Genomic DNA, 22708 nt, shown 5'->3' on the forward strand with positions numbered 1-22708 from the left:
GTTTCATGAAAACGATTGCTCTATTTTTTATTTTATTATTACCGTTGTGGGGATGTACGGGGGATTGTATGACCTGTCACCCCGCACTCCTTAAAAACATCGATGCCGATAAACGGCATAAACCGATGACGACATGCATAAAGTGTCATAGTGCTAATCCGGCAAAAATGGCCGATTGCGGGAGTGACTGTTTCGCATGTCATCCGGTTGCCAAAATCGAGGGATCGCGCGTAGCCGAGCATATGGTAATCCGTGAATGCCGCGATTGCCATATGAAGCTCAAAACGTCTTTAAATCTGGGCAACACCCCTAAAGGGCAGTCGCTACAGCCGACGCTGCGGGATTTTTTAAATCCTTAAGCGTATAACGGTTCGAAAAGTTTATCGAATCCCTCAAGTACTTTTTTGAGCAGTTTTTGCGCTTCGTCGATCATTTTTTCCGTGCTCTTGGTACTATTGACCGCATTGTCAAATAGATCAACGACCCCTTTTTTCGCCTGATTTTTGACATTTTCATCGCTGTGTTTCAGATTCCCGATCAGTTTTGTTATATCCGACGCGACTTTGTTGATCGGTGAGGTTTGGTTTTGATCTTGTAACTCTTTCATAAATTTATCGATGTAGGGCTGCGCCTTTTTCATAAACGCATTGATCTCTTTTTGATCCTGTTCGCTGATACCGTTGCTTTCCATTTTAAAGGAAAAAGCCTGCATCGAAGAGAATGAAAACGATTGCTCTTTGCTGTTTCCCGATTTTTTTTCATTTAATGATAGGGATTGCTCGTTTTGAAAATTGAGAGCGAGGGTATCTCCGCTGCTCGTTTTCATATATAAATTAAGTTCATGCGAGCGGTACGCATCTAAAGAAGTGGCAGTTGTCATCACTGTACCTTTAGTATAAGATTGAAAGTTGGTGACAATATCGGCTGTTTTTGCGATTGTTTTAACAAGCTTGCACAAAGCTTAATCGACCTTTAAGTAAGAATTGTCTATTATTGCGTGCTAAAAATTTCTAAAGGGAATGGCTATGAAAAGAACATACCAACCGCATAATACGCCACGTAAACGTACACACGGTTTTCGCGCTCGTATGGCGACAAAAAACGGCCGCCGAGTATTGAACGCTCGTCGTGCTAAAGGTAGAAAACGATTGGCTGTCTAAATAGCTTTTCGATGTTGAAGCTTCACAGTGAGTTTCAGCGTGTTTATCAACGCGGTAAAAATGCGCACAGCACGTCGATCGCGTTGTTCTATCTCCCCTTAGCGGGAGAAAAAAAAGTCGGATATACGGCCAGCAAAAAAGTCGGAAATGCGGTAGTGAGAAATCGGTGTAAAAGGCGTCTTCGGGCCCTTTTTGATGAGTTCTCGCCTTCAGTTCAGGACGGATGGTACGTTTTTGTTGCCAAGAAGGGGTTATTTGACAACCCTTTCGATACAGTGCGACGCGACTGCAAATATGTTTTAAAACGGACGGGCGCTATGGCTGGAGTGAGTGATGATAAGAATCTTCTTTCTTAAGCTCCTCTGGCTCTATCGGCACTCTTTCTCTTTGGTGACGCGCGGTTCGTGCCGTCATTACCCCTCTTGCTCCGAATATGCCCTATGGCAGTTTGAACGCAATACGCTTCCTCGTGCATTTACTTCTACCTTTTTTCGTATTTTGCGGTGCAATCAATTGTTTCCAGGCGGGATTGATTATCCGATAATCAACAAACCGATGATAAAACCCTCCGAACTCTCCATAAATACGATAAAATACTGGTTTGTTCCATATAAACAGAATTATTTTCTGATTAAAAATTTTAAGTTTAAAGGGTCACAGTGCTAGAAAAGTTTACTCCCAATCAGCGACTCCTCGTTGCCGTCGCTTTATCTTTTATCTTTTTTATAGGATATACAACGATTTTTCCTCCGAAAGCTTCGAATTTAGAAGCCAATACGACAAATACCGCAGTCTCAACAGTAGCTGCAGCGCAGCCTGAAACGTCAGCAAAGGAAGCAGTTACAGATACGCAAAGCGCTTCTGAGGTACAAACAACGGCGACGGATACGTTAACGACCGTCAATTCCAAAGAATTTACTCTAAAAATCGATACACTCGGACGTATTTCATCGGTTATTTTGAGCAATAAAAAGCATAACGGAAAAGACGGCAAACTTGCCGAGCTCGTCTCTTCGGTCGGTGCAAAGCCTCTTTATATCCGATTTGCCGATGAGGCGCTAAACGCAGCCGCATCGAAAACACCGTATTCGTCTGATCTTAACAACATTACGTTGGGTGAAAACGGCAAAGCAGTCGTAACGCTGACCCAAAATCTCCCTGAGCTCACGGTTACTAAAACATTAACCTTTTATACGGACGGACATTATGACGCTAAAATCGCTCTTTCTAACGAAAAGCGCTATTTCGTTTATCTCGGACAGCATCCGCAGGTGATCGAGCAGATGATGACGGTTGTCGGAGGGATGATCTATTCGGGTGATAATTTGACGACTATTTTCGAAGACAAAGATGTAGAAGGGCGTTCGATCTTTACCGATGTCCATTTCGCTTCGTCGTTTGACCAATATTACGCATCTATCATCTACGGTTTCTCAAAAGAGACTCAAGTGTACGTTGACCGTGATGCGCAAAGTAATCCGGTAACATACCTTGAAGGGACCAATAACTTTACGTTTAACGGCTATATCGGTCCAAAAGAGCATAAAACGCTTGAAGCGATCAATCCGGTATTGACGAATGCCATCGAGTACGGATGGTTCACTTTTGTTGCCGCTCCGATTTTTAAAATTTTGATGTGGCTTCACGGACTCCTCGGCAACTGGGGATGGTCGATTATCGCATTGACGATTATCATCCGTATTTTCCTCTACCCTTTGACTCACAAAGGGATGGTCTCTATGCAAAAAATCAAAGAGATCGCACCGCGGATCAAAGAAGTTCAGGAAAAATACAAAGGTGATCCTGCACGTATGAACGCTGCGGTTATGGAGATGTATAAAAAACACGGTGCCAATCCGCTTGGCGGATGTTTGCCGCTATTGCTTCAAATTCCTGTTTTCTTTGCAATCTACCGCGTTCTTCTCAATGCGGTGGAACTGCAAGGGGCAGAGTGGGTAATGTGGGTACATGACTTGTCCCGTATGGATCCGTATTACATTTTGCCGATCCTGATGGGTGCGACGATGTATTATCAGCAAAAAATTACTCCGAGCAACTTTACCGATCCGTTGCAGGAAAAAATCTTTAAATTTTTGCCGGTTATTTTCACGTTCTTCTTCTTCACATTCCCTGCAGGGCTTGTGTTGTACTGGTTTGTGAACAATATCTTCTCTATCGCACAGCAATATCTGGTCAACAAACAGTTTGAAGCGGCGCGTGCGGCACGACATGAAGCTCATCTTGCGGAAAAGCATCATGAAAAAGATTGAAGCTCCGACATTAGAACAAGCATACGCTAAAGCGGCTGCTGAATTTGGATGTTCCGTTACCGCTTTACAAGTAGAGATCGTTCAGTTCCCTTCGAAAGGGGTATTGGGGCTCTTTAAAAAATCGGCGATTATTATTGCCAACCTTCCTCAAAAACCTTCGGCTCCTGTTGAAGAAGAATCGATACCTGTGAGTGTCGAGAAACCGCTTGCGACGTTGGCTGAACCGGATGAACTGGTGCTCAGCGACAAGTTTTACGAGCAGGCGGACGACTTTGAGGAAGAGGGGGAATATGAGAGCGATATGTATCAGCTCTCCGCACAAGAGTGCGCCGATGAAGTGAAAGAACAGATCAATATCCTCTTTAAAGACATCTGTTTCGACATTAACGATATCGATGTCAGCGTGTATGATGAAAATACGCTTCTTGTCGAGTTTAGCGGTGTCGATGCGGCATTGATGATCGGCAAAGAGGGATACCGCTACAAAGCACTCTCGTATATGCTCTTCAACTGGATCAATGCGGTTTACGGAATGCAGCTGCGTCTTGAAATTGCAGAGTTTTTGAAAAATCAGGAAGAGTCGATTTCCCGATATCTGGTCAATATCTGTGATATCATCGACCAAGAGGGGCGTGCCCAAACCAAAGTGCTCGACGGTGTATTAGTGCAGATCGCGTTAAAACAGCTTCGTGACCGATATCCTGACCGCTATGTTGCTATCCGCTCTACCCGTGACGGCGGAAAGTTTATCATTATCAACAGTTACCACGAATATTGATGAATGAGACTATTGCCGCCATTGCCACCGCAAACGGCATCGGCTCCATTTCGATTCTCCGCCTGAGCGGAGATCGCTCGCTTGAAATCGCTTTAAAGCTCACCCGAAAATCGAACCTGCAACCCCGCTATGCAACCCTTGCCTCTTTGCATCACAACGACGGTACTTTGATTGACGAAGCGATTGTTATCTACTTCCAGGCACCTCGCAGTTTTACCGGAGAAGAGGTTGTCGAATTTCAATGTCACGGCGGCTACGTCGTTGCCGAATCGCTGCTTCGTGCCGTTTTACATGAAGGGGCACGGTTGGCGGAACCGGGAGAGTTCAGCAAACGGGCATTTTTAAACGGCCGTCTCGATCTGACGCAAGCCGAAGCGACCGCCGCGCTGATCGAAGCCAAAAGCGACGATGCAGCGCGGATACTAGCGCGTCAGATGAAAGGGGAGCTGCGCGGATACATCGAGGGGATCCGCGATTCGCTGCTAGAGATTTTGGCCTATTCGGAAGTGGTCATCGATTATGCCGAGGAGGATCTCCCCGAAGATGTCGTTGATCAGATCGAAGTCAAACTCGAAAATATCAAACATACCCTTTCGCGTACCCTCGAATCAAGCCGAAGACGCTCAGGATTGATGCAGGGATTTCGGGTCGCTATTATCGGAAAACCCAATGTCGGGAAAAGTTCGCTTCTCAACGCACTGCTCGATTACGAGCGTGCGATCGTCAGTGACATCGCAGGGACTACCCGTGACACGATCGAGGAACAGGTGCGTATCGGTACTCATTTGATCCGTCTGGTCGATACGGCAGGAATACGTAACGCAAGTGATGAAATCGAGCGGATCGGTATTGAGCGCTCCATTGCGGCGATTGAAAATGCCGATGTAGTGATTGCATTGTTTGACGCTTCACGCGAGATTGATGAAGAAGACCGCTCTATCATTGATCTCGTCGAGCGTTATCGAAGCGAAAAACCGTTTATCTGTATTGTAAACAAATCGGATCTGCCTCAAGTGTTTGATATGAGCTCAATAGAGCACTACCATCCGATTCGCCTTAGCTGCAAACAAGATACTCAAGTCTTGGTCGATACCCTTAGCAGTTTGATGGATCACGAGAATGACGGCGAGGAGATGATGCTTATATCAGCGCGTCAAATCAGCGCAACCGAGGGGGCTGTCCGTTCCATCGACGAGGCGTATGAACCGCTTCGTGACGGAGAACTGGAATTCTTCTCATTCCATATCAACGCCGCGATCCGATATGTTGCTTCGATCAGCCGGCCGTATGAGCTTGATGAGATGTTTGACCGGATGTTCGGTCAGTTTTGTCTGGGGAAATAATGGGTGCTATTATCGCGATCGACCTGGGACTGAAGCGGATAGGACTGGCGCTGAGCTACGGTAACACTCTGGTAACGCCATTGCCGGCCATCGAGCGGAAAAACCGTAATCAGGCGGCTAACGATGTCAAAAAAGTGCTGAACGAATACGAGGCGACTACGGTGGTAGTCGGTATCCCGATGGGGAGTACGACTGAGGATGAGATGCGCCGTCGTGTGGCGCACTTTATGAATTTGGTCGAATTTAACGGAGAGATTGCCTATCAGGACGAGTCGCACAGTTCCAAAGAAGCGGAAGAATTGATGAAAGGGGACATACGCTACAAACGTGACGGGCGTATCGACTCCCTTTCGGCAAAGATTATTTTGGAACGCTATTTGAAAATTATTTGATCAAACCGCTTTGAAAAACTCTGCAGCTTCGGCTTCGTCATCGGTGAGGGTGGTAAAATCTTCATCGTTTTCCAGTTTATCTTTAATCGTTGCCGCGCAATAATCAAATCCGATTTGACGTGCGTGTTCCACATCAAATACAAATCCCAAACCGCTGAACTGATACGGCTCTTCTTGCTCGATGCAGAGCAAAATTCCCTCACACTGCGCTTCGAATTGCTCGACGATGTCGCGATAGCCGATATTAAACTCGGTTGCGTGCCATCCTATATCTTCCAGTGGTTTATCGGAAAATTCGGCGATGCCGTCTCCGGAGGTATCGTCGTATAAAGAGCGTTTTTGGTTGTATCCGATAATGCTTTGCCATGCACCGGAGGCTTTGATAAGGAGTCGATCATCATCCTCGACGATACGGTAATTGTCTCCGATCATCGATGCAATCGGACGGGAAAGATCGGTTGAGAGGGGGGAGAGGGGCGCAACGGAACCTTCGTAAATAGAGATCAGGGTATGCGGTAACGGTTCGTAATGTATCTCGCCGTTATAGGCAATGGCAAAGCGTTTTGCGGAGTTTACCGCACGCAAAAAATCACTTTTGGATACGATGATAATCTCTTTAAAAAGGTTGAATTTTTTCATGAAAATCCCCTATGTTTTTGGGTGAATTGTAGCACGGGATCGTTTGGACATCCTTAGCGAACGATTTAGCAAGATGCCATAAGGGTGCGCTAATTTTTTTTTATGCAAAAGTGGGATATAATTCGCCAAATTTTAAGCCAATGAGCTTACTCTAAGGATACCTTTATGGCATTGAGCGTTTACTACGATAAAGATTGTAACATCGAATTAATCAAAAGCAAAAAAGTGGCAATGATCGGTTTTGGATCACAAGGTCACGCACACGCGGAAAACCTTCGCGACAGCGGCGTAGAAGTCGTTATCGGTCTTCGTAAAGAGGGAAGCTCATGGGGCAAAGCGGAAGCTAAAGGGTTCAAAGTTATGACGGTTGCGGAAGCTTCTGCATACGCTGACGTGGTTATGATCCTTCTTCCGGACGAAAACCAAGCGGAAATCTACAAAAACGAAATCGAGCCTAATTTGAAAAACGGTGCGACTATCGCATTCGGTCACGGGTTCAACATCCATTACGGACGTATCCACCCTCGCGCTGACATCAACGTAACGATGATCGCTCCAAAAGCACCGGGTCACACCGTTCGTTCTGAATTCGTTCGCGGCGGCGGGATTCCTGATCTTATCGCGGTTGGACAAAATCCGAGCGGTACAACTAAAGAATTGGCTCTATCATACGCTTCTGCTATCGGCGGCGGACGTACGGCGATCATCGAAACAACGTTTAAAGACGAAACTGAAACTGACCTTTTCGGAGAGCAAGCGGTTCTTTGCGGCGGTGCTGCATCACTCGTTCAAGCGGGATTCGAAACATTGACAGAAGCGGGTTATGCACCTGAACTTGCATATTTCGAGTGTCTTCACGAACTTAAATTGATCGTTGACTTGATGTTCGAGGGCGGTATTGCCGATATGCGTTACTCTATCTCTAACACAGCGGAATACGGTGACTACGTTTCAGGTAAACGCGTTATCAATGCGGAATCAAAAGCGGCAATGAAAGAGATCCTTAAAGAAATCCAAGACGGCCGTTTCGCAAAAGATTTCATCCTTGAAGGTCAAGCGGGTTATCCTCGCATGAACGCTGAACGTGCAAACGCTCGTGCGTCATTGATCGAGCAAACGGGTGTAAAACTACGCTCTATGATGCCATGGATCTCTAAAAACAAAATCGTTAACCAAGCTACAAACTAATTCCCCTTTTCAGAGCGCTTTGCTCTGAAAACTTCTTTGAAAGAGGTTCCTTCTTTTATGAAAAAACAGCCTCGACTTCCCAGCTATTTTTCTTTAAAATCACTTGCTATAGCGCTAATTGTACTTCTGGTTACCCTTTTGGCAGTACTTATCGGCTATTTTATAGGATTTAATCAGGCTGAAGAGCAGCTTGCCGCAGAGCGTGAAAAGACTCAAAATCTGGTTCAAAAAATTTCACAAATTGCAAAAGTTGATGAGGCGAATCTTTCTCGAATCAAGCCGAAAGAGAGACTTCAAGAGGATGAGATCCGTCGTCTGAAAAACGAACTTGAAGAGTTGTTGAGACGGGAGAGGATGCACGAAGAGGTAAGCCCTCGGCATGAATATGCACCCGATGACAAAAAAGCTCCTCCTCCGCCTCCGCCGGTACGTTCTCCCCGTCCGGTCGGCTCAGAAGCCAAGCTGGTCATTATAATCGATGACGTATCTTATGCTCGTGACGTAAAGGCGATTCAATCGACGGGATTGCCGTTGGTGATGTCGTTTCTTCCCCCAAGTCCGCGTCATCCCGATTCAGCGGCCTTAGCAAAACAGCAGGGGACGTATATGGTCCATTTGCCTTTGGAAGCGGTTGCTTTTCACGATGAAGAGCCAAATACCCTTCGTATCGGCAGTACGGAAGAGGAGATTGAAAAACGCTTAGATGCTCTTAAACAACTCTATCCGAATGTCCATTATATAAACAATCATACCGGATCAAAATTCACATCCGATTCAGCTGCGATGGATAAACTGATCCGCATCATGAAAAAAGAGGGGCTGCAATTTGTGGACAGCCGAACGATTGGTACAAGCAAAGGTCGTGAAGCAACCGAAAAACACGGTATGCGCTATTTGACGCGCGATGTATTTTTGGACGACCAAGACGGTGTCGGAAATGTCAAAAAACAGATCAGGGACGCAGTCGAGAAAGCAAAGCGGTACGGAACCGCTATCGCTATCGGACATCCACGTAAAGATACGATTCAGGCGCTTAAAGAATCCAAAGATATTCTCGGTGAGGTTCGTTTGGTCGGAATCGGCCAAATTTGAACCGAAACCTTTTATCCTTTCGGCATTCAAATATAAGTGTTTAATAAAAACTAAATACTTTGAGCCCGCCGAATTCCTTTTTGACTTTGACGATGAATGCCAGCATATAAAAAAAACTGGTACTTAGGTGTGCGGCAATAATTCCGTTTAATCCATAGAAGTAGGTCAAAGTACTTCCTGCCACGAAAAGAAATACGACGCAGAGAACAAACACTTTATTGATGTAGTCGGTAAAGCCGCCGTACAAAAGAAAACGCAGCGCCAGTTTCCCTATTTCCAAAAATATTTGTGAAACCGCCAAATACACTAATGCTTCATAGACACCGCTGTATTCTCCGTTTTTCCCGTAGTATCCGAGTATCCTTTCCCCAAAAAACAGATAGATAAAAAATAGGTTCAAAGTCAAAATAAATACGACAAGATTTGATTTGTTGATAAGGGCTTGAAGCTCGCTCTCCGAATCCGGATTATGTAGAAATTTGCTGATGTGCGGGGAGAGTACGTATGTAGAAGCCTGCGAAATAAGGACGAAAAAACCGACGAGAATGACAAGAACGGAATAATAGCCGACTACATGTTCGCTTAGCTGCGTTATTTCCAAAATGATTTTATCGATGTATAAAAAGATTAAGAAAACGATATTTGCAAACGCATATTTAATCGAAGAGGTTTTCCATTGGCTCTCTTGGTCACTATGCTCTTTTTGGCCGAGCAATAAGAGTTTCATGGGGGCAATCGGCTCATATTTGCTGTTATAAACTTTTAGTGCGATAAATCCGAGAATGAGAAATACGAATGAATATCCGCCTGCTAAAAGTATGCTGCCCGCTTTTATCTTCGCCACATTGAAAGCCAGTACAAAAACCGACCAAAGAAGAATATATCTGCCAATCGAGTCGATTATCGCAGAATGCAAGACATTGTTTTTGCCGTTGAGATAAGCTATGAGTAGGGCGTATAGTGCCGCAAACGGTGCGACCAAAAGCATAAATACGACCGTATGAACCGAGTCGAACAGTTCTGTATCGTAGATTTTGATAATAATCAGAGATAGAAAAATCATAACGACGAATAAAAAATAAATCATAAAAACTTTTCGGATAAAACTGAAATTCCATCCGATGAACATTCTCGAATCACTGGCTCTTTCCGATAGGGGGATGTAACGCATGACGCTGAGTTCCGTACCGAATAAAATAAGGGTGGCGGCGATCTCCAGTACATTTAATCCGATACAGAAATCGCCGTAGGCATCCGCTTCCATTTGATGTGTCAGAAATCGGTGGAAGAGGATATTCAGCGTATACCCCAGTACGGAAAGGATAATCAAAAAGGGTACGATGTTTTTTTTGTCGGTCATTTTATTTTACGATGACTACCGGCATCATCGGACTGAGGCCGAACGGATCGCTAAAGCCGTAAGACCTGAAATTCGAAAATTCTCCGTTAAAAAATTCGACGCGAAGCTGGCTTCTCCACGGTTCAACGGCCTCTTTGTTCTCATTTTCGTAATATATTATTTCCGCATTAAAACATTCTTGGGCAATGTATATATCCGCTTTTTCGGAAAAAATTTCCTCAATCTGCTCAATACTCGGTTCTATGAATACCCCTTGCGTATGATAGTTGTCGATGGGCTTTAGTACGAGATTTTCTCTGCCGCCGAAAAATGAGCACACATGATGGACGCTTGAAAAATCTTTTAGCGAAGCTGATTTTAGCGTAACGCTTTGCAATGCGGCTATCTCATCGTCGCTAAGGCCGTGCTGTTTTTTTTCGAGCGCGGAGAGATCGTTCAAAAATCTTTTGTCGCCGATGGTCCAGCACCATGGATTCGGAAAAAACGATTCGGGAGTTTTGTGAAATAAATCCGTGTAGTTTTTAAACTCTTCGGGATTATGTTCCCAAATTCTGGGAATGACAATGTTAAATACGCCGTCAAATTCTTCACCGTCCCACATCGCTTTACCCGTATCGGAATAGCCGGCGTCTTTTGCATATACGACTTTCGCCCGCACACCGTTTTTGTTCAAAAAGTTTTCAATGTACTTGTAATGTTCGAAATAGTGGACGCTCAGTCCCAAATGATTAATGCTTAGCGCAATTTTGTCCCCTCCAAAACGTTCTTTTAAAAATTTTGCCAATCTCACTTCGAATCCTTCGGCAAATACTTCAAGCTCCATATCGAAGTTTTTGGAAAACAGTTTCGGAAAGAGCTCTACCAGACCGAAATGGCCGGGGAGAAAAAAATTAAGCTCTATCAACCGTATTTCGTCTCCGTCGATATGAAAATCGGCACTTCCGAAAAAATCTTTTTTCTCGATCGGAAACTTCGGTAAAAACCATCCTCTTTCGTATACGCGTTCTTGGTACTCGCTTGAGCCCAAAAACTTCATCAGTGCGGGTAAAATGCTCTCCCGTATTTTTTGGGCATTGCGCTCTCTTAGAAAATAGGGTCCCGTCGAAATGGCATACAGTTTTCCTACCTCTTTTTCAAAATCCGCTTGATACGCTTTGTAGCGTTCCGGGGTGAAATTTTCCCGATAATATTTTTGGTAGTTGATGAGCATTTTTTATCCTTTGATTAAAATCGAGGTGCCGCTTTGCACCAATTGGCTGCTTAACTCGTCTCTTTTGATTTTCCCTAAATCCGTTCGGGGTATCCGGCGCTCGAAATAGATTTTTTTCGGGATTTTGTAGCGGTAGAGGTCGGTCTTATCGCACTTAAAGGATTTGCTTAGCAGTGCGGCCGCCTCCCGTGCTAAAGCCTCTTTATCGGTCGCATCCTCTTTCAAGACGACCGCCAAACCTATCTGTGTCGCCCCTTGTTCGTCGATCAGCGGACAAACGCCGACGTCTTTGATATCTTTATGCATCGATAAAATAGCTTCGATCTCCATCGGAAATACTTTCAGCCCGTCTAGACTGATCGTATCCTTTATCCTTCCGATGACATGGATAAAACCGTTTTCATCGATCCGCCCGATATCTCCGCTTTGAAACCACCCCTCGTCAAATGAGGCCGCTTCATCATGCAGATAACCCTTCATGACATTGCCCCCTTTGATGTAAATTTCACCTTCTCCCGCGTCATTTTTGTTGTGGAGCTTGATGGCTACCCCTTTTGAGGGCTTTCCGGTCAAATGCATAAACTTCCCGTTTTCCCGGCACACATTGACAATGCTTCGACTTGCTTCGGTAGAGCCGTAATAGGTGCAAAATCGTAAATCAGGAAGCAGTTCCAGCAGCTCAGCGATGGTCTCTTTTTTCATAGGTGTAACATTCGCAAGAGCGTATCGAAGCGTTTTTCCGGCTGTTTTCAATTTCTCTTTGCGGGTGTTTAACATTTTGGTAATCAATCCCGGCGTCAATAATATGCCGGTTGCGGACTCTTCTTCTATAGACTCAAGCAGCATATCGAGCCCCTTGTCGTCCAGACTGCTGTAGAATCCCGGGAAAAGCCGTATCGTGTTCCCCTGCATCAAAGCGGCATGAAAATGCCCCAATCCTCCCGTAGACCCAAGCGGCAGTAAAATAATCTCTTTCTCCTCTCCCTCTCTTATACCGGCAAGCTCTATCAGCGTTTCGGTGACAAAGCGGATATTGTCATGCGTTGTCAATACCGCTTTGGGCGAAGAGGTTGTGCCGCTCGTAAACATGACATAGGCGATCTCATAAGAATCGCATCCGTAGGTAGGCTTCAAATCAAGATGTGCCGGAAAATCCAATACGGGTACAGAAGAGAATTTTTTTTTGAACATGTTGCTGACAACCGCTTTGGCAGAGGTATGCTCAGCTGCAAATTCTACGTACTCATCCTCTCGCTCGGGATACAAATGAACACTTACCGCACCGATATTCAGCAGTGCCGTGTAGGTAAGCAGATGTTCGCTTTTTTGATCCAGATGGATCACGACATAATCTGCTTTTTTGATCCCTTGTCGGATAAAAAATGTAGAAAGTTTGGCAACCTCTTCGTAAAACGAACCGAAACTCCAGCTTTTTGTCCCCTCTTTTAAAAAAAGCTTTTGAGGGTTCTGCGTCGCATGCTTTTTCAAATACTCCAGTATAGTCATCGTAACTTCTTTTTGGCTATTTCTGCAAACGTGATATGCAGCGGATCGATTAACTCAATATGACTCAAGTACTCTTGTATCTCTTTGCACGCGTATTTTTTTAAATATTCCACGATAATCGGCATTTCAGTGCAGCCGAGCAGAATGATTTCCGCTTCCCACTCTTTTAGTTTCATAAACACTTTTGTAGCGCTGTTGAGTATCCGCTCTTTATCAAACGATTTAACCCCTTCGATAGCATTATTTAGATCATTTTGACACGCCATAAGAGCAGGCACGTCTTCAAGCGAACGCAGGGATGAAGATTTTCCGTAGACTCCTCTTTTGGAAGAAAATGCGGTTTGCAGTACGATACTTTTTTTGTTATCAAACAGGTGTGAATTCTTTTCAACCGAAGTTTTTAGGGAGTTGAATCTTAGTTTTTCCGACAGGTTCGGAGAATGTTCCGACGCACGATTAATTGCCTCATCCATAAACGGATGGGCACTGTTGCATAAAACGACCAGCTCTATCTCTTTTGCAGTCGGGCAGCAGGAGAAGGCGTTTATCAGCGCATCGGAAAGGGTAGGGGTAATATCGGTATGGGAACTTCTTTGGGGAACGGCACATGCCTGAAAAAGTGTAACGGGGATGTTTGTTTTTTCCAGAGTCTCACGCATACCGTATACACCGGCGAGCGGTCCCATACCGCCTAAAAGCAGCATATGCGTATCATTGGTGTGTGAGGGTGCTCGAAACGAAAAGGAGCTGCAGGCAAAACTTTGATCTTTTACCTTGTGGCCTAAACCCTGCAGTGTTTGCGCCTCTTTTTGCAATTGCTTTTCATACGCATTCAAATGCTCTCGCATCTGTATCGGACAGTCGGCAGTTCTAACGAAAAGAGGAGAGAAACGTTCCATAGCGATTAATCAAACTTTTGTGCAATGGCTTCTAACGCTTCGGTGATGGAATCTACATAGGTGACGATTACCTCTGCCATGGTTGAGGTATCGACTTTTTCTCCCGATGCCTCTTCGTATTTTTCAATGGCATGGATAACCGCCATAAAATGGTGTATCTCCGTTTCATATTCATTATGGACGTCGATATAGCGTATCGCATCTTCTAGCGCTTTGCCTTCGATGCCGTAAAAACTACTCATGCTGTATTTGAATGTTTCGTATGCGTAGGCATATTCCGCATGATTGTAAAATTCTGAAATCATATTGATACATAAAGCATAAGGAATCGATTTTAGGAGCATCCCTCGGTAAACCCACTGCGAAAAGTTATTTGCCTTTTGAATATCGTACTTGGAGAGTTTCCATTCGTCGCTTTTTGTGAGTGAAAAAGCAAATTCATCGTACAATCTGCCGTGTGATATTGCGTCAAAACCGATTCCCAAATCCTCATGGCTGGTTTGCGCATTAAAGGCGGACGACTCCAGATAGCTTAATTTCTTTTTTTCATCGCTGCACTCCATGCCCAATATGTTGAGACGGCAAGAGACACCGTAGATAGGGAGCATTTTTAGATGGGTCATTTTCCAGCCGTTTAGAAAAAAACTCATCGTTTCATCGGAATATTTTTTGGCACATATTTTTTGAAACAGTGCTTCAATGATGGCAAACTTATCCGCTTTGCTCTTGATGGTTTTGTCAATCGTCTCTTTAATGTCGCTTGAGGGTAACATAGCGATGACCTCGCCCATTTTGTCCAACATAGATTTTTTTATCAATACACCCATATGATTTCCTTTTTTTTGAAATTAATTTTTATCAGACAAAAAAGCTCCAGGCCTGCTGTCCTGTATAAATCCCCTGCATTTCGGAAGACTCGACGAAACTTCCGGCAATGTCTTGGATACTCATGGTGCCGTTATTGATCGCATCCATCCAGTAGGCTTTACCTACCGCGTCGGAAGCGCGTCCGAGCATCAGTTGATAGAACGTTTCGATCCGTTGGTCGTTGCTCATGCTATCCCATACGTTACCGGTGTCATTGAAATATTCGCTGGAGCGGACGAAGCTCGTTGCGATAGCGCCGATAGTGTCGCCGTTATCGAATGTCGAAGTCCAGTACTGGAATCCGTCCAGATCAGCTTGGCGTCCCAAAATCTGTTGGTAGAGGGATGCGATTTGGGTTAAATCTTCATTATTGGTGATCGTATAGATAGCGTCGGCGAATTGGATGCTTTCCGCATTGACGACGGTATCGGTCTCGCCGGTCGAGACCGTATATACATATGTTTTTCCGTTATCGCGGGTAATGACGTAGTCGCCCCTGTTTCCGTCATAAGTGACGGTATCGTTGCCGCTTCCGCCGTGCATGAAGTCATCCCCCGTGCCGCCGAATACCGTGTCGTTCCCCGCTTCTGCGAATATTCGGTCATTGCCCCCTGCAGAACCGACGGTATCGTCTCCTCCTCCGGCATGAAGTTCGTCGTCATCCGTGCCGCACATAATATCTTGGTGGCCGTCTCCGGTAAAAATCGTATTTCTCCCTTCCCCGCCGCGGATGATGAGATTTTCTCCAATGATGGTGGCGAATTCGACGTTATTGAGACTAAGCGTCGTATTGGACAGGAGGGTTTGCCCATCGATGACCAGGGCTTCTACGGGAGGGAGTGCTCCGCCGCTTGTGGTAACGGTAGAAGTTGTCCCTTGAATCGTAATGGGCATACCCGGAGCACTTGTTCCGGTGTGTGTTAACGTGATTTTATTGATGACCAGATTATCCGTTATACCGCTCAGAGTATTTAAAAAAGTGGAACCGCCGCCGAGCATGCTTGTTTTGCTCGTATCGGTAGAGGGAGCTGTTTCATTGATTAGGGCAAGCAGATCGTTGATGGAGTCTTGTATTGTGTGCCCGGACTGAGGGGCTCGTGCACCGGTCGCCGACAAGCCGATCCCGGTCGGGAGGTTCGCCGTTGTAGCATCGACGGTACGGCTGCTCTCACCCCAGAAAAGAGGAATATCCGCCGTGGCGGTATCGCCGGTACTGTTGACACGAGTACTGCTGATAGGTAAGATAATGATTTGTTCTACCGTCTGTCCGCTGCTATTGGTCGCAGTGGTTGTTTCGACCGTTGCACCGTCAATTGTAGTGGTCGGAGTGGATGTACCGCCACCACCGCCGGAAGAGGCGATAGTTTGGGAGACGGTAATGGCGTTTGTCGCGTCGACAACGTTGACGGCGGCATCGGCACCTGTCGCCCAGTCTTCGGCAGCGGCGAGATTGTAGGTCGTAGCGTCAGTCGAGCTGGTACCGATTTTATTCAATAGTGTATCAACACCCGTTTTGTCCGCTCCGCTGAGCGTTACGGTAAACGATGTTCCCGACGTAATTTCCACATCGGTAGCCGTGGTTAGCGTATAGGTGCCGCCGGCTTCTCCGGTAAAGGTCAGCATTGAAAGATCAATATCGTTTGTACTGCCGGATTTATGGACAAAATGGGTACCGCTCACGGTTAGGACGCCGGTTCCGGAATCATAGGTTGCACTCGTAATGGTCGGGACGGCGACATTGCTCGCCGTAACGCCGTTTCCGGTAGTATCGGCGACAACGACAGCCGCATCGGCACCTGATGCCCAGTCTTCGGCGGCAGCGAGATTGTAGGTCGTACCGCTCGTCGAAGCGGTGCCGTTTTTGTTCATAATCTGATCGACTCCGGCAAGATCGGTAGCGCTGAGGGTGATCGTAAACACGGTGCCGGAGGTGATTTCGACGTTCGACGTATCGGTCAAGGTATAGGTTGCACCGCCTTCACCGGTAAAGGTGAATTTGTTGGCGACGATGTCGTTAGTGGCACCGCTTTTACTTAGAAAGCCTGTTCCGGTGACGACGAGTGCCCCGGTACTCGCATTGTACGTCGAAGAGGTAATGGTCGGGACGGCGACATTGCTCGCCGTAACGCCGTTTCCGGTAGTATCGGCGACAACGACAGCCGCATCGGCACCTGCCGCCCAGTCTTCGGCGGCAGCGAGATTGTAGGTTGTACCGCTCGTCGAAGAAGTGCCGTTTTTGTCCATCATAAGGTTCAGTGCCGCTTTGTCGGTAGCGCTGAGGGTGATCGTAAACGCGGTGCCGGAGGTGATTTCGACGTTCGACGTATCGGTCAGGGTATAGGTAGCTCCCCCTTCACCGGTAAAGGTGAACTTGTTGGCGACGATGTCGTTAGTGGCACCGCTGAGTTTGAGAAAGCCCGTTCCTGTAACGACGAGTGCCCCGGTACTCGCATTGTACGTCGAAGAGGTAATGGCCGGTACGGCGACATTGCTCGCCGTAACGCCGTTTCCGGTAGTATCGGCGACAACGACAGCCGCATCGGCACCTGATGCCCAGTCTTCGGCGGCAGCGAGATTGTAGGTCGTACCGCTCGTCGAAGCGGTGCCGTTTTTGTTCATAATCTGATCGACTCCGGCAAGATCGGTAGCGCTGAGGGTGATCGTAAACACGGTGCCGGAGGTGATTTCGACGTTCGACGTATCGGTCAAGGTATAGGTTGCACCGCCTTCACCGGTAAAGGTGAATTTGTTGGCGACGATGTCGTTAGTGGCACCGCTTTTACTTAGAAAGCCTGTTCCGGTGACGACGAGTGCCCCGGTACTCGCATTGTACGTCGAAGAGGTAATGGTCGGGACGGCGACATTGCTCGCCGTAACGCCGTTTCCGGTAGTATCGGCGACAACGACAGCCGCATCGGCACCTGCCGCCCAGTCTTCGGCGGCAGCGAGATTGTAGGTTGTACCGCTCGTCGAAGAAGTGCCGTTTTTGTCCATCATAAGGTTCAGTGCCGCTTTGTCGGTAGCGCTGAGGGTGATCGTAAACGCGGTGCCGGAGGTGATTTCGACGTTCGACGTATCGGTCAGGGTATAGGTAGCTCCCCCTTCACCGGTAAAGGTGAACTTGTTGGCGACGATGTCGTTAGTGGCACCGCTGAGTTTGAGAAAGCCCGTTCCTGTAACGACGAGTGCCCCGGTACTCGCATCGTAGGTCGCATTGGTAATGGTTGGTGCCGCGACGCTGCTGACCGTGACGGCGTTGGTCGCATCGGAGGTATCGCCTGCACTCACTTGCGCGTTCCAGTCATCCGCTGCGGCGAGATTATAGGTCGTTGCACCGGTTGAAGAAGTGCCGTTTTTGTTGACGATTTGATTAATTGCCGCTTTGTCCGTGGCACTTAGGGCGATAGTAAATGACGTTGCACTGCTCAGCTCGACATTAGCCGAATCGGTAAGAGTGTACGTTGCACCCCCCTCTCCGGTAAACGTCAGTTTGTTGGCGGTAATGTCGTTGGCGGCTCCGGCCATCACCTGCATATTGGTTCCTGTGACCACCAAAGAACCGGTGGAGGCATCGTAGGTCGCAGAGGTGATCGCCGGATTGATCGACACCGTAATGGCATTGACTGCATCGGTAATGACTGCGGCGGAATCGGCACCGGCAAGCCAGTTATTGGCGGCGGCAAGGTTATAGGTAGACCCGCCGCTGGAGGTTGTACCGATATTATCCAGTAATGCATCGACGCTGGTTTTATCCGCTCCGCTTAACGTTATGCTGAACGAAGTCGCCGAGGTGATTTCCACATTCGAGGTGCTGCTTAGGGTGTATGTCGCATTGGCTGCACCGCCGGTAAACGTCAGTTTGGTGAGATCGATATCGTTATTGGCGCCAACTTTGCTAAAAAAATTCGTTCCGGTAACGACCAATGATCCCGTCGTAGAATCATATGTGGCGGAGGTAATGGTCGGCGTTTGGACGTTACTGACCGTGATACCGTTGCCGGTAAGGTCGGCCACCACGGTCGCACTCGCGGTACCCGCCAGCCAATCTTCGGCGGCGGCGAGGTTGTAGGTCGTCGCGCCGGAGGATGCCGTACCGTTCTTGTTCAGTAGACCGTTTACGACCAACTGGTCGGCGGCATTGAGCGTAACGGAAAAAGTAGTGGCATTCGTAATATCAACGTCGGATGATGTCAGCGTATACGTTCCGCCTTCCCCTGTCACTGTCAGCATAGAGACCGCTACATCGTTGGTCGCGCCGGATTTGGATACCAGATTTGTACCGGTTACGCTGAGAACGTGGGTCCCGGCGTCATAGGTAGCCGAGGTCACCGTCGGTGCGGCATAGTTACTGAGGGTAATACCGTTTCCGGTAGTATCGGCGACGACGACAGCGGCATCGGCACCTGCCGCCCAGTCTTCAGCAGCGGCGAGATTGTAGGTCGTACCGCTCACCGCACTGGTTCCGTTTTTGTTGAGCAGGGTTTCGACGTTGATGAGATCCGCTCCGCTTAGTGTGACACTAAACGAAGTTCCCGATGTAATTTCTACTCCAGTTGCATTGGTCAGCGTGTAGGTACTGCCTCCTTCTCCGCTAAATGTCAGTTTGGTGAGGTCGATATCGTTAGTGGCACCGCTTTTGTTTAGGAAGCCTGTTCCGGTGACGGTTAATACATTGGTATTGTAATCGTAAGTTGCACTCGTAATGGTCGGGACGGCGACATTGCTCGCCGTAACGCCGTTTCCGGTAGTATCGGCGACAACGACAGCCGCATCGGCACCTGATGCCCAGTCTTCGGCGGCAGCGAGATTGTAGGTCGTACCGCTCGTCGAAGCGGTGCCGTTTTTGTTCATAATCTGATCGACTCCGGCAAGATCGGTAGCGCTGAGGGTGATCGTAAACACGGTGCCGGAGGTGATTTCGACGTTCGACGTATCGGTCAGGGTATAGGTAGCTCCCCCTTCACCGGTAAAGGTGAATTTGTTGGCGACGATGTCGTTAGTGGCACCGCTTTTACTTAGAAAGCCTGTTCCGGTGACGACGAGTGCCCCGGTACTCGCATTGTACGTCGAAGAGGTAATGGTCGGGACGGCGACATTGCTCGCCGTAACGCCGTTTCCGGTAGTATCGGCGACAACGACAGCCGCATCGGCACCTGCCGCCCAGTCTTCGGCGGCAGCGAGATTGTAGGTTGTACCGCTCGTCGAAGAAGTGCCGTTTTTGTCCATCATAAGGTTCAGTGCCGCTTTGTCGGTAGCGCTGAGGGTGATCGTAAACGCGGTGCCGGAGGTGATTTCGACGTTCGACGTATCGGTCAGGGTATAGGTAGCTCCCCCTTCACCGGTAAAGGTGAACTTGTTGGCGACGATGTCGTTAGTGGCACCGCTGAGTTTGAGAAAGCCCGTTCCTGTAACGACGAGTGCCCCGGTACTCGCATCGTAGGTTGCATTGGTAATGGCCGGTACGGCGACATTGCTCGCCGTGACGGCACTGGTTGCATCGGCAATAGTGCCGGCGGTAATCACGCTGTTCCAGTCATCGGCGGCGGCGAGATTGTAGGTGGTAGCACCGGTTGAAGAAGTGCCGTTTTTGTTGACGATCTGATTGAGTGCGGCTAGATCGGTAGCGTTGAGCGTCACAGAAAAACTGGTGGCATCGGTAATCTCGACATTTGAACTTGTGAGAGTATAGGTGCTTCCCCCCTCGCCGGTAAAGGTCAGTTTATTTACCGTAATGTCATTGGTAGCACCGGTGGTTTTGACCAGATTGGTGCCGGTCACTACGAGCGATCCGGTAGCGGCATCGTAGGTCGCCGAGGTGATAGTCGGCGTCTGCGTGTTACTGACGGTGATGCCGTTACCAGTGAGGTCGGCATTGCCGGTGCTGGCAACATCCCAGTCGGCAGCAGCAGCAATGTTATAAGTGGTTGTTCCCACAGAAGAGGTACCGTTCTTGTTCAACAACCCTTCAACGTTGATCTGATCGGTAGCATTCAGTGCAACGGTAAATTGCGTTGCTGAATCGATTTCGACGTTTGACGACGTCAGGGTGTAGGTTGCCCCTCCCTCACCGGTGAGGGTCAGTTTTGCGACATTGATATCGTTGGTCACACCGGCGGTTGCGGTCATATTGGTTCCCGTTACCACAAGAGAGTTGGTTGAGGCATCGTAGAGGGCAGAGGTTACGGTCGGTCCGGGTAATACCGGATTATCTATTTGAATATTATTGACACCTATCCACATCTGTACGCCGCTTTGCGGCGTAATTCTAACTTCATCAACATTTTGAAAAATAGATTGGGTTAAGCTCGCTGTACCGAATGTATTTTCATATAATGATCCGCCACCTGTCGTGTCCAAATTAACAGAACCTGTAGAAACATTGTTTTCAAAGCCCTCCACCTTTACAGGCTGACCACCGCTATCTGCAATAAATAAAGATTTAAACCAGAAATTACTACCGTCACTCGACTTAATGGTCATTAATGCTTGTGGTGCATTTGTTGCGTATCCAACCGTGATAACACTACCTGTATAAGGAGTTTCATAGGTCCAGTTTGTCCCCAAATCAGAGGTAAAATTTAAGACGATTCCCGCTATATCATTAGATGCAGTGCCATCGGTTGCCGTGGCAGCCGATGGAGAACTGGTAAACGTGACTGTGCCTGCTGCCAGTGTTTGATTGTATTGATTCAGCACTAAAGCAGGAGTATCAATCATGCCAATAGAGCTTTCCAGTATCCAATCACCGTTTTGTGTATTCGAGCCTGTCATGTCATTGGAAGCGGCGATGTCCGCTCCGCTCAACTGGGCGAGCTTGCCGATAAAATCGATGCCGCTTTGATCTCTAGCGACGTTACAGCCGTAGAGAAGGATATCTCCGTGTTCGGTGAGGCTTGCGCCGATTTGGCCAAGGGTGTCGGCATAGGTATTCAAGTTGTCACTGTTGAGGCTGAACGTTCCCAAGTTGATAGAACCGTCGCTCCCGTGGGAGAGGAGATGAATCGCGTCCAGATTCGAATAATCAGCCGTGATGGCCGCTATCTGCGCCAAAACGTCGTCGACGTTGTTCAGAACATAGACGGGAGTTCCCTCCGGAATTCCCTCTACGAGGCTCTGATAGTCGGTGACGTTGTCGAGGATGAAGGCAATTTGTTGAGGTGTAGCAGTATCCATGCGTACGAATCCTTATTTCTTAATGAAATGTAATAGAGGCAAAGCCATCCGTAAAAAGTTCCGTTTAGAAGCTTTTTACGGATAGCTCCGTCTTGCTCTAGAACACAAGACGGAATATATACTGATTATGGTCGCGGTGGATAGACTCCTCTGCTGACGACGCAATATTTCAGCCCCAATTCCGGCGAGATCGTCGGAACCGGCGCAGCGGCACCTGTAGTGGCGAGTGTAACGCTGCCGCTGCTGGTATCGCCGGACACTGTTATCCCCTTGACATTGACAGGACTTGTCATCGTATTGCTCCACATTGCGGCACTGTTTGAACCAGTTGTCGGTGTACCTGCTATAATCGTATGAGTGTTATCAGGTGCTAACACGTTTCCGCTTGTATTAGTGGAGACAGGAACCGTGACCGTGATAGGGTTCGTACCGCTACCCGGATTAAATGCCGCACTATGGGTGTGCGCCGGGAGATTGGCGACCGTGAGGGTTACATTCTCTTGACCGCGCGGTTTTGCAAACTGAACATTGGACGTATCGGAATTTTGCCCGTACCCTACCGGTGCGCGCCCGCGCAGGTCAGGGAGGGCGAAGTTTACTTTCCCGTCGCCGCCGAAATAAGGTCCAACCAGCGAATACAATGCTTGATTTTGACTGATAGTCAATAATTGTCCGTTTGCTTCGAGCGTTCCGGCAGGGCAGGCAGCGGCCGCCGTGGTGCAGATTGAACCCATATAATCACTGTCTCCGCATGCAAACGCGGAGGATGCGAAGGTTAGGGCAGTAAGGGCACTTAAGTAATAGCATTTCATATTTTTTCCTTTTTTGTAT

Annotated in this window: 19 protein-coding genes; 10 read left to right on the plus strand and 9 right to left on the minus strand. The window is 47.7% G+C overall.

The features are described 5' to 3' along the window. Positions 1-5: 5 nt before the first annotated feature. Complete coding sequence (locus tag SULKU_RS02905) at positions 6-359, plus strand: hypothetical protein (protein WP_013459436.1); 354 nt, start codon at positions 6-8, stop codon at positions 357-359. Here the strand turns inward: SULKU_RS02905 and SULKU_RS02910 are convergent. Continuing rightward, entirely contained in the window at positions 356-880 is a 525-nt protein-coding gene (locus tag SULKU_RS02910) for a hypothetical protein (RefSeq protein WP_013459437.1), read from the minus strand. The genes SULKU_RS02905 and SULKU_RS02910 overlap by 4 nt on opposite strands. 145 nt (positions 881-1025) lie before the next feature. Here SULKU_RS02910 and rpmH point away from each other — a divergent pair, with 145 nt between their 5' ends. From rpmH to ruvX, 7 genes are read left to right on the plus strand one after another with little or no spacing between them, the layout of a single operon-like run. Beyond that, positions 1026-1160 (plus strand): 50S ribosomal protein L34, encoded by a 135-nt coding sequence (gene rpmH / locus SULKU_RS14690; RefSeq protein WP_013459438.1) that lies wholly within the window; start codon positions 1026-1028, stop codon positions 1158-1160. Positions 1161-1171: 11 nt separating this feature from the next. Further along, positions 1172-1516, plus strand: a complete 345-nt coding sequence (rnpA, locus tag SULKU_RS02915) for a ribonuclease P protein component (RefSeq protein WP_013459439.1) — start codon at positions 1172-1174, stop codon at positions 1514-1516. Continuing rightward, positions 1494-1826 carry a membrane protein insertion efficiency factor YidD gene (gene yidD, locus SULKU_RS14695; protein ID WP_013459440.1) on the plus strand — a complete coding sequence of 111 codons (333 nt, stop codon included), beginning with the start codon at positions 1494-1496 and terminating at the stop codon, positions 1824-1826. The genes rnpA and yidD overlap by 23 nt, the downstream gene beginning before the upstream one ends. After that, positions 1820-3430, plus strand: a complete 1611-nt coding sequence (yidC, locus tag SULKU_RS02920) for a membrane protein insertase YidC (protein ID WP_013459441.1) — start codon at positions 1820-1822, stop codon at positions 3428-3430. The genes yidD and yidC overlap by 7 nt, the downstream gene beginning before the upstream one ends. Then, entirely contained in the window at positions 3417-4208 is a 792-nt protein-coding gene (locus SULKU_RS02925; RefSeq protein ID WP_013459442.1) for a Jag N-terminal domain-containing protein, read from the plus strand. Before yidC ends, SULKU_RS02925 begins: the two co-directional genes overlap by 14 nt. Further along, a complete protein-coding gene (mnmE, locus tag SULKU_RS02930; RefSeq protein ID WP_172633614.1) occupies positions 4202-5551 on the plus strand; it encodes a tRNA uridine-5-carboxymethylaminomethyl(34) synthesis GTPase MnmE in 1350 nt (449 codons plus the stop codon). The genes SULKU_RS02925 and mnmE overlap by 7 nt, the downstream gene beginning before the upstream one ends. Continuing rightward, a complete protein-coding gene (gene ruvX / locus SULKU_RS02935; protein WP_013459444.1) occupies positions 5551-5943 on the plus strand; it encodes a Holliday junction resolvase RuvX in 393 nt (130 codons plus the stop codon). Before mnmE ends, ruvX begins: the two co-directional genes overlap by 1 nt. Here ruvX and SULKU_RS02940 read toward each other — a convergent pair whose 3' ends face one another. Further along, entirely contained in the window at positions 5944-6582 is a 639-nt protein-coding gene (locus SULKU_RS02940) for a hypothetical protein (protein WP_013459445.1), read from the minus strand. 165 nt (positions 6583-6747) lie between these two features. Here SULKU_RS02940 and ilvC point away from each other — a divergent pair, with 165 nt between their 5' ends. Together ilvC and SULKU_RS02950 are read left to right on the plus strand one after the other, a co-directional pair. Next, complete coding sequence (ilvC, locus tag SULKU_RS02945) at positions 6748-7770, plus strand: ketol-acid reductoisomerase (RefSeq protein ID WP_013459446.1); 1023 nt, start codon at positions 6748-6750, stop codon at positions 7768-7770. A gap of 57 nt (positions 7771-7827) precedes the next feature. Beyond that, complete coding sequence (locus SULKU_RS02950) at positions 7828-8862, plus strand: divergent polysaccharide deacetylase family protein (protein ID WP_013459447.1); 1035 nt, start codon at positions 7828-7830, stop codon at positions 8860-8862. 40 nt (positions 8863-8902) lie between these two features. Here the strand turns inward: SULKU_RS02950 and SULKU_RS02955 are convergent, their stop codons facing one another. The 7 genes from SULKU_RS02955 to SULKU_RS02985 all read right to left on the minus strand — a co-directional run bounded on the left by SULKU_RS02955 (position 8903) and on the right by SULKU_RS02985 (position 22689). Continuing rightward, positions 8903-10222, minus strand: coding sequence for an MATE family efflux transporter (locus SULKU_RS02955; RefSeq protein WP_013459448.1), 1320 nt, complete (start codon positions 10220-10222; stop codon positions 8903-8905). 1 nt (position 10223) lies between these two features. Further along, a complete protein-coding gene (locus tag SULKU_RS02960; protein ID WP_013459449.1) occupies positions 10224-11432 on the minus strand; it encodes a hypothetical protein in 1209 nt (402 codons plus the stop codon). A 3-nt stretch (positions 11433-11435) separates the two neighbouring features. Beyond that, positions 11436-12938 carry a class I adenylate-forming enzyme family protein gene (locus SULKU_RS02965; protein ID WP_013459450.1) on the minus strand — a complete coding sequence of 501 codons (1503 nt, stop codon included), beginning with the start codon at positions 12936-12938 and terminating at the stop codon, positions 11436-11438. Then, complete coding sequence (locus tag SULKU_RS02970) at positions 12935-13837, minus strand: aspartate/glutamate racemase family protein (protein ID WP_013459451.1); 903 nt, start codon at positions 13835-13837, stop codon at positions 12935-12937. The genes SULKU_RS02965 and SULKU_RS02970 overlap by 4 nt, the downstream gene beginning before the upstream one ends. A 5-nt stretch (positions 13838-13842) precedes the next feature. Continuing rightward, positions 13843-14664 (minus strand): hypothetical protein, encoded by an 822-nt coding sequence (locus SULKU_RS02975; RefSeq protein WP_013459452.1) that lies wholly within the window; start codon positions 14662-14664, stop codon positions 13843-13845. 31 nt (positions 14665-14695) lie between these two features. Further along, positions 14696-21877 (minus strand): DUF4347 domain-containing protein, encoded by a 7182-nt coding sequence (locus SULKU_RS02980; protein WP_013459453.1) that lies wholly within the window; start codon positions 21875-21877, stop codon positions 14696-14698. A gap of 125 nt (positions 21878-22002) precedes the next feature. After that, the gene (locus SULKU_RS02985) at positions 22003-22689 is read right to left on the minus strand and encodes a phage tail protein (protein WP_013459454.1); all 687 of its coding nucleotides are present in this window, start codon (positions 22687-22689) and stop codon (positions 22003-22005) included. Positions 22690-22708: the final 19 nt, after the last annotated feature.

The organism is Sulfuricurvum kujiense DSM 16994, from assembly GCF_000183725.1.
GTDB classification, from domain to species: domain Bacteria; phylum Campylobacterota; class Campylobacteria; order Campylobacterales; family Sulfurimonadaceae; genus Sulfuricurvum; species Sulfuricurvum kujiense.

Bases quoted from the DNA above. Each gene is read 5' to 3' on its own strand.
- SULKU_RS02905 (WP_013459436.1), top strand. From the start codon at position 6: ATGAAAACGATTGCTCTATTTTTTATTTTATTATTACCGTTGTGGGGA.
- SULKU_RS02910 (WP_013459437.1), bottom strand. From the start codon at position 880: ATGACAACTGCCACTTCTTTAGATGCGTACCGCTCGCATGAACTTAAT.
- rpmH (WP_013459438.1), top strand. From the start codon at position 1,026: ATGAAAAGAACATACCAACCGCATAATACGCCACGTAAACGTACACAC.
- rnpA (WP_013459439.1), top strand. From the start codon at position 1,172: ATGTTGAAGCTTCACAGTGAGTTTCAGCGTGTTTATCAACGCGGTAAA.
- yidD (WP_013459440.1), top strand. From the start codon at position 1,494: ATGATAAGAATCTTCTTTCTTAAGCTCCTCTGGCTCTATCGGCACTCT.
- SULKU_RS02925 (WP_013459442.1), top strand. From the start codon at position 3,417: ATGAAAAAGATTGAAGCTCCGACATTAGAACAAGCATACGCTAAAGCG.
- ruvX (WP_013459444.1), top strand. From the start codon at position 5,551: ATGGGTGCTATTATCGCGATCGACCTGGGACTGAAGCGGATAGGACTG.
- SULKU_RS02940 (WP_013459445.1), bottom strand. From the start codon at position 6,582: ATGAAAAAATTCAACCTTTTTAAAGAGATTATCATCGTATCCAAAAGT.
- ilvC (WP_013459446.1), top strand. From the start codon at position 6,748: ATGGCATTGAGCGTTTACTACGATAAAGATTGTAACATCGAATTAATC.
- SULKU_RS02950 (WP_013459447.1), top strand. From the start codon at position 7,828: ATGAAAAAACAGCCTCGACTTCCCAGCTATTTTTCTTTAAAATCACTT.
- SULKU_RS02955 (WP_013459448.1), bottom strand. From the start codon at position 10,222: ATGACCGACAAAAAAAACATCGTACCCTTTTTGATTATCCTTTCCGTA.
- SULKU_RS02960 (WP_013459449.1), bottom strand. From the start codon at position 11,432: ATGCTCATCAACTACCAAAAATATTATCGGGAAAATTTCACCCCGGAA.
- SULKU_RS02965 (WP_013459450.1), bottom strand. From the start codon at position 12,938: ATGACTATACTGGAGTATTTGAAAAAGCATGCGACGCAGAACCCTCAA.
- SULKU_RS02970 (WP_013459451.1), bottom strand. From the start codon at position 13,837: ATGGAACGTTTCTCTCCTCTTTTCGTTAGAACTGCCGACTGTCCGATA.
- SULKU_RS02975 (WP_013459452.1), bottom strand. From the start codon at position 14,664: ATGGGTGTATTGATAAAAAAATCTATGTTGGACAAAATGGGCGAGGTC.
- SULKU_RS02980 (WP_013459453.1), bottom strand. From the start codon at position 21,877: ATGGATACTGCTACACCTCAACAAATTGCCTTCATCCTCGACAACGTC.
- SULKU_RS02985 (WP_013459454.1), bottom strand. From the start codon at position 22,689: ATGAAATGCTATTACTTAAGTGCCCTTACTGCCCTAACCTTCGCATCC.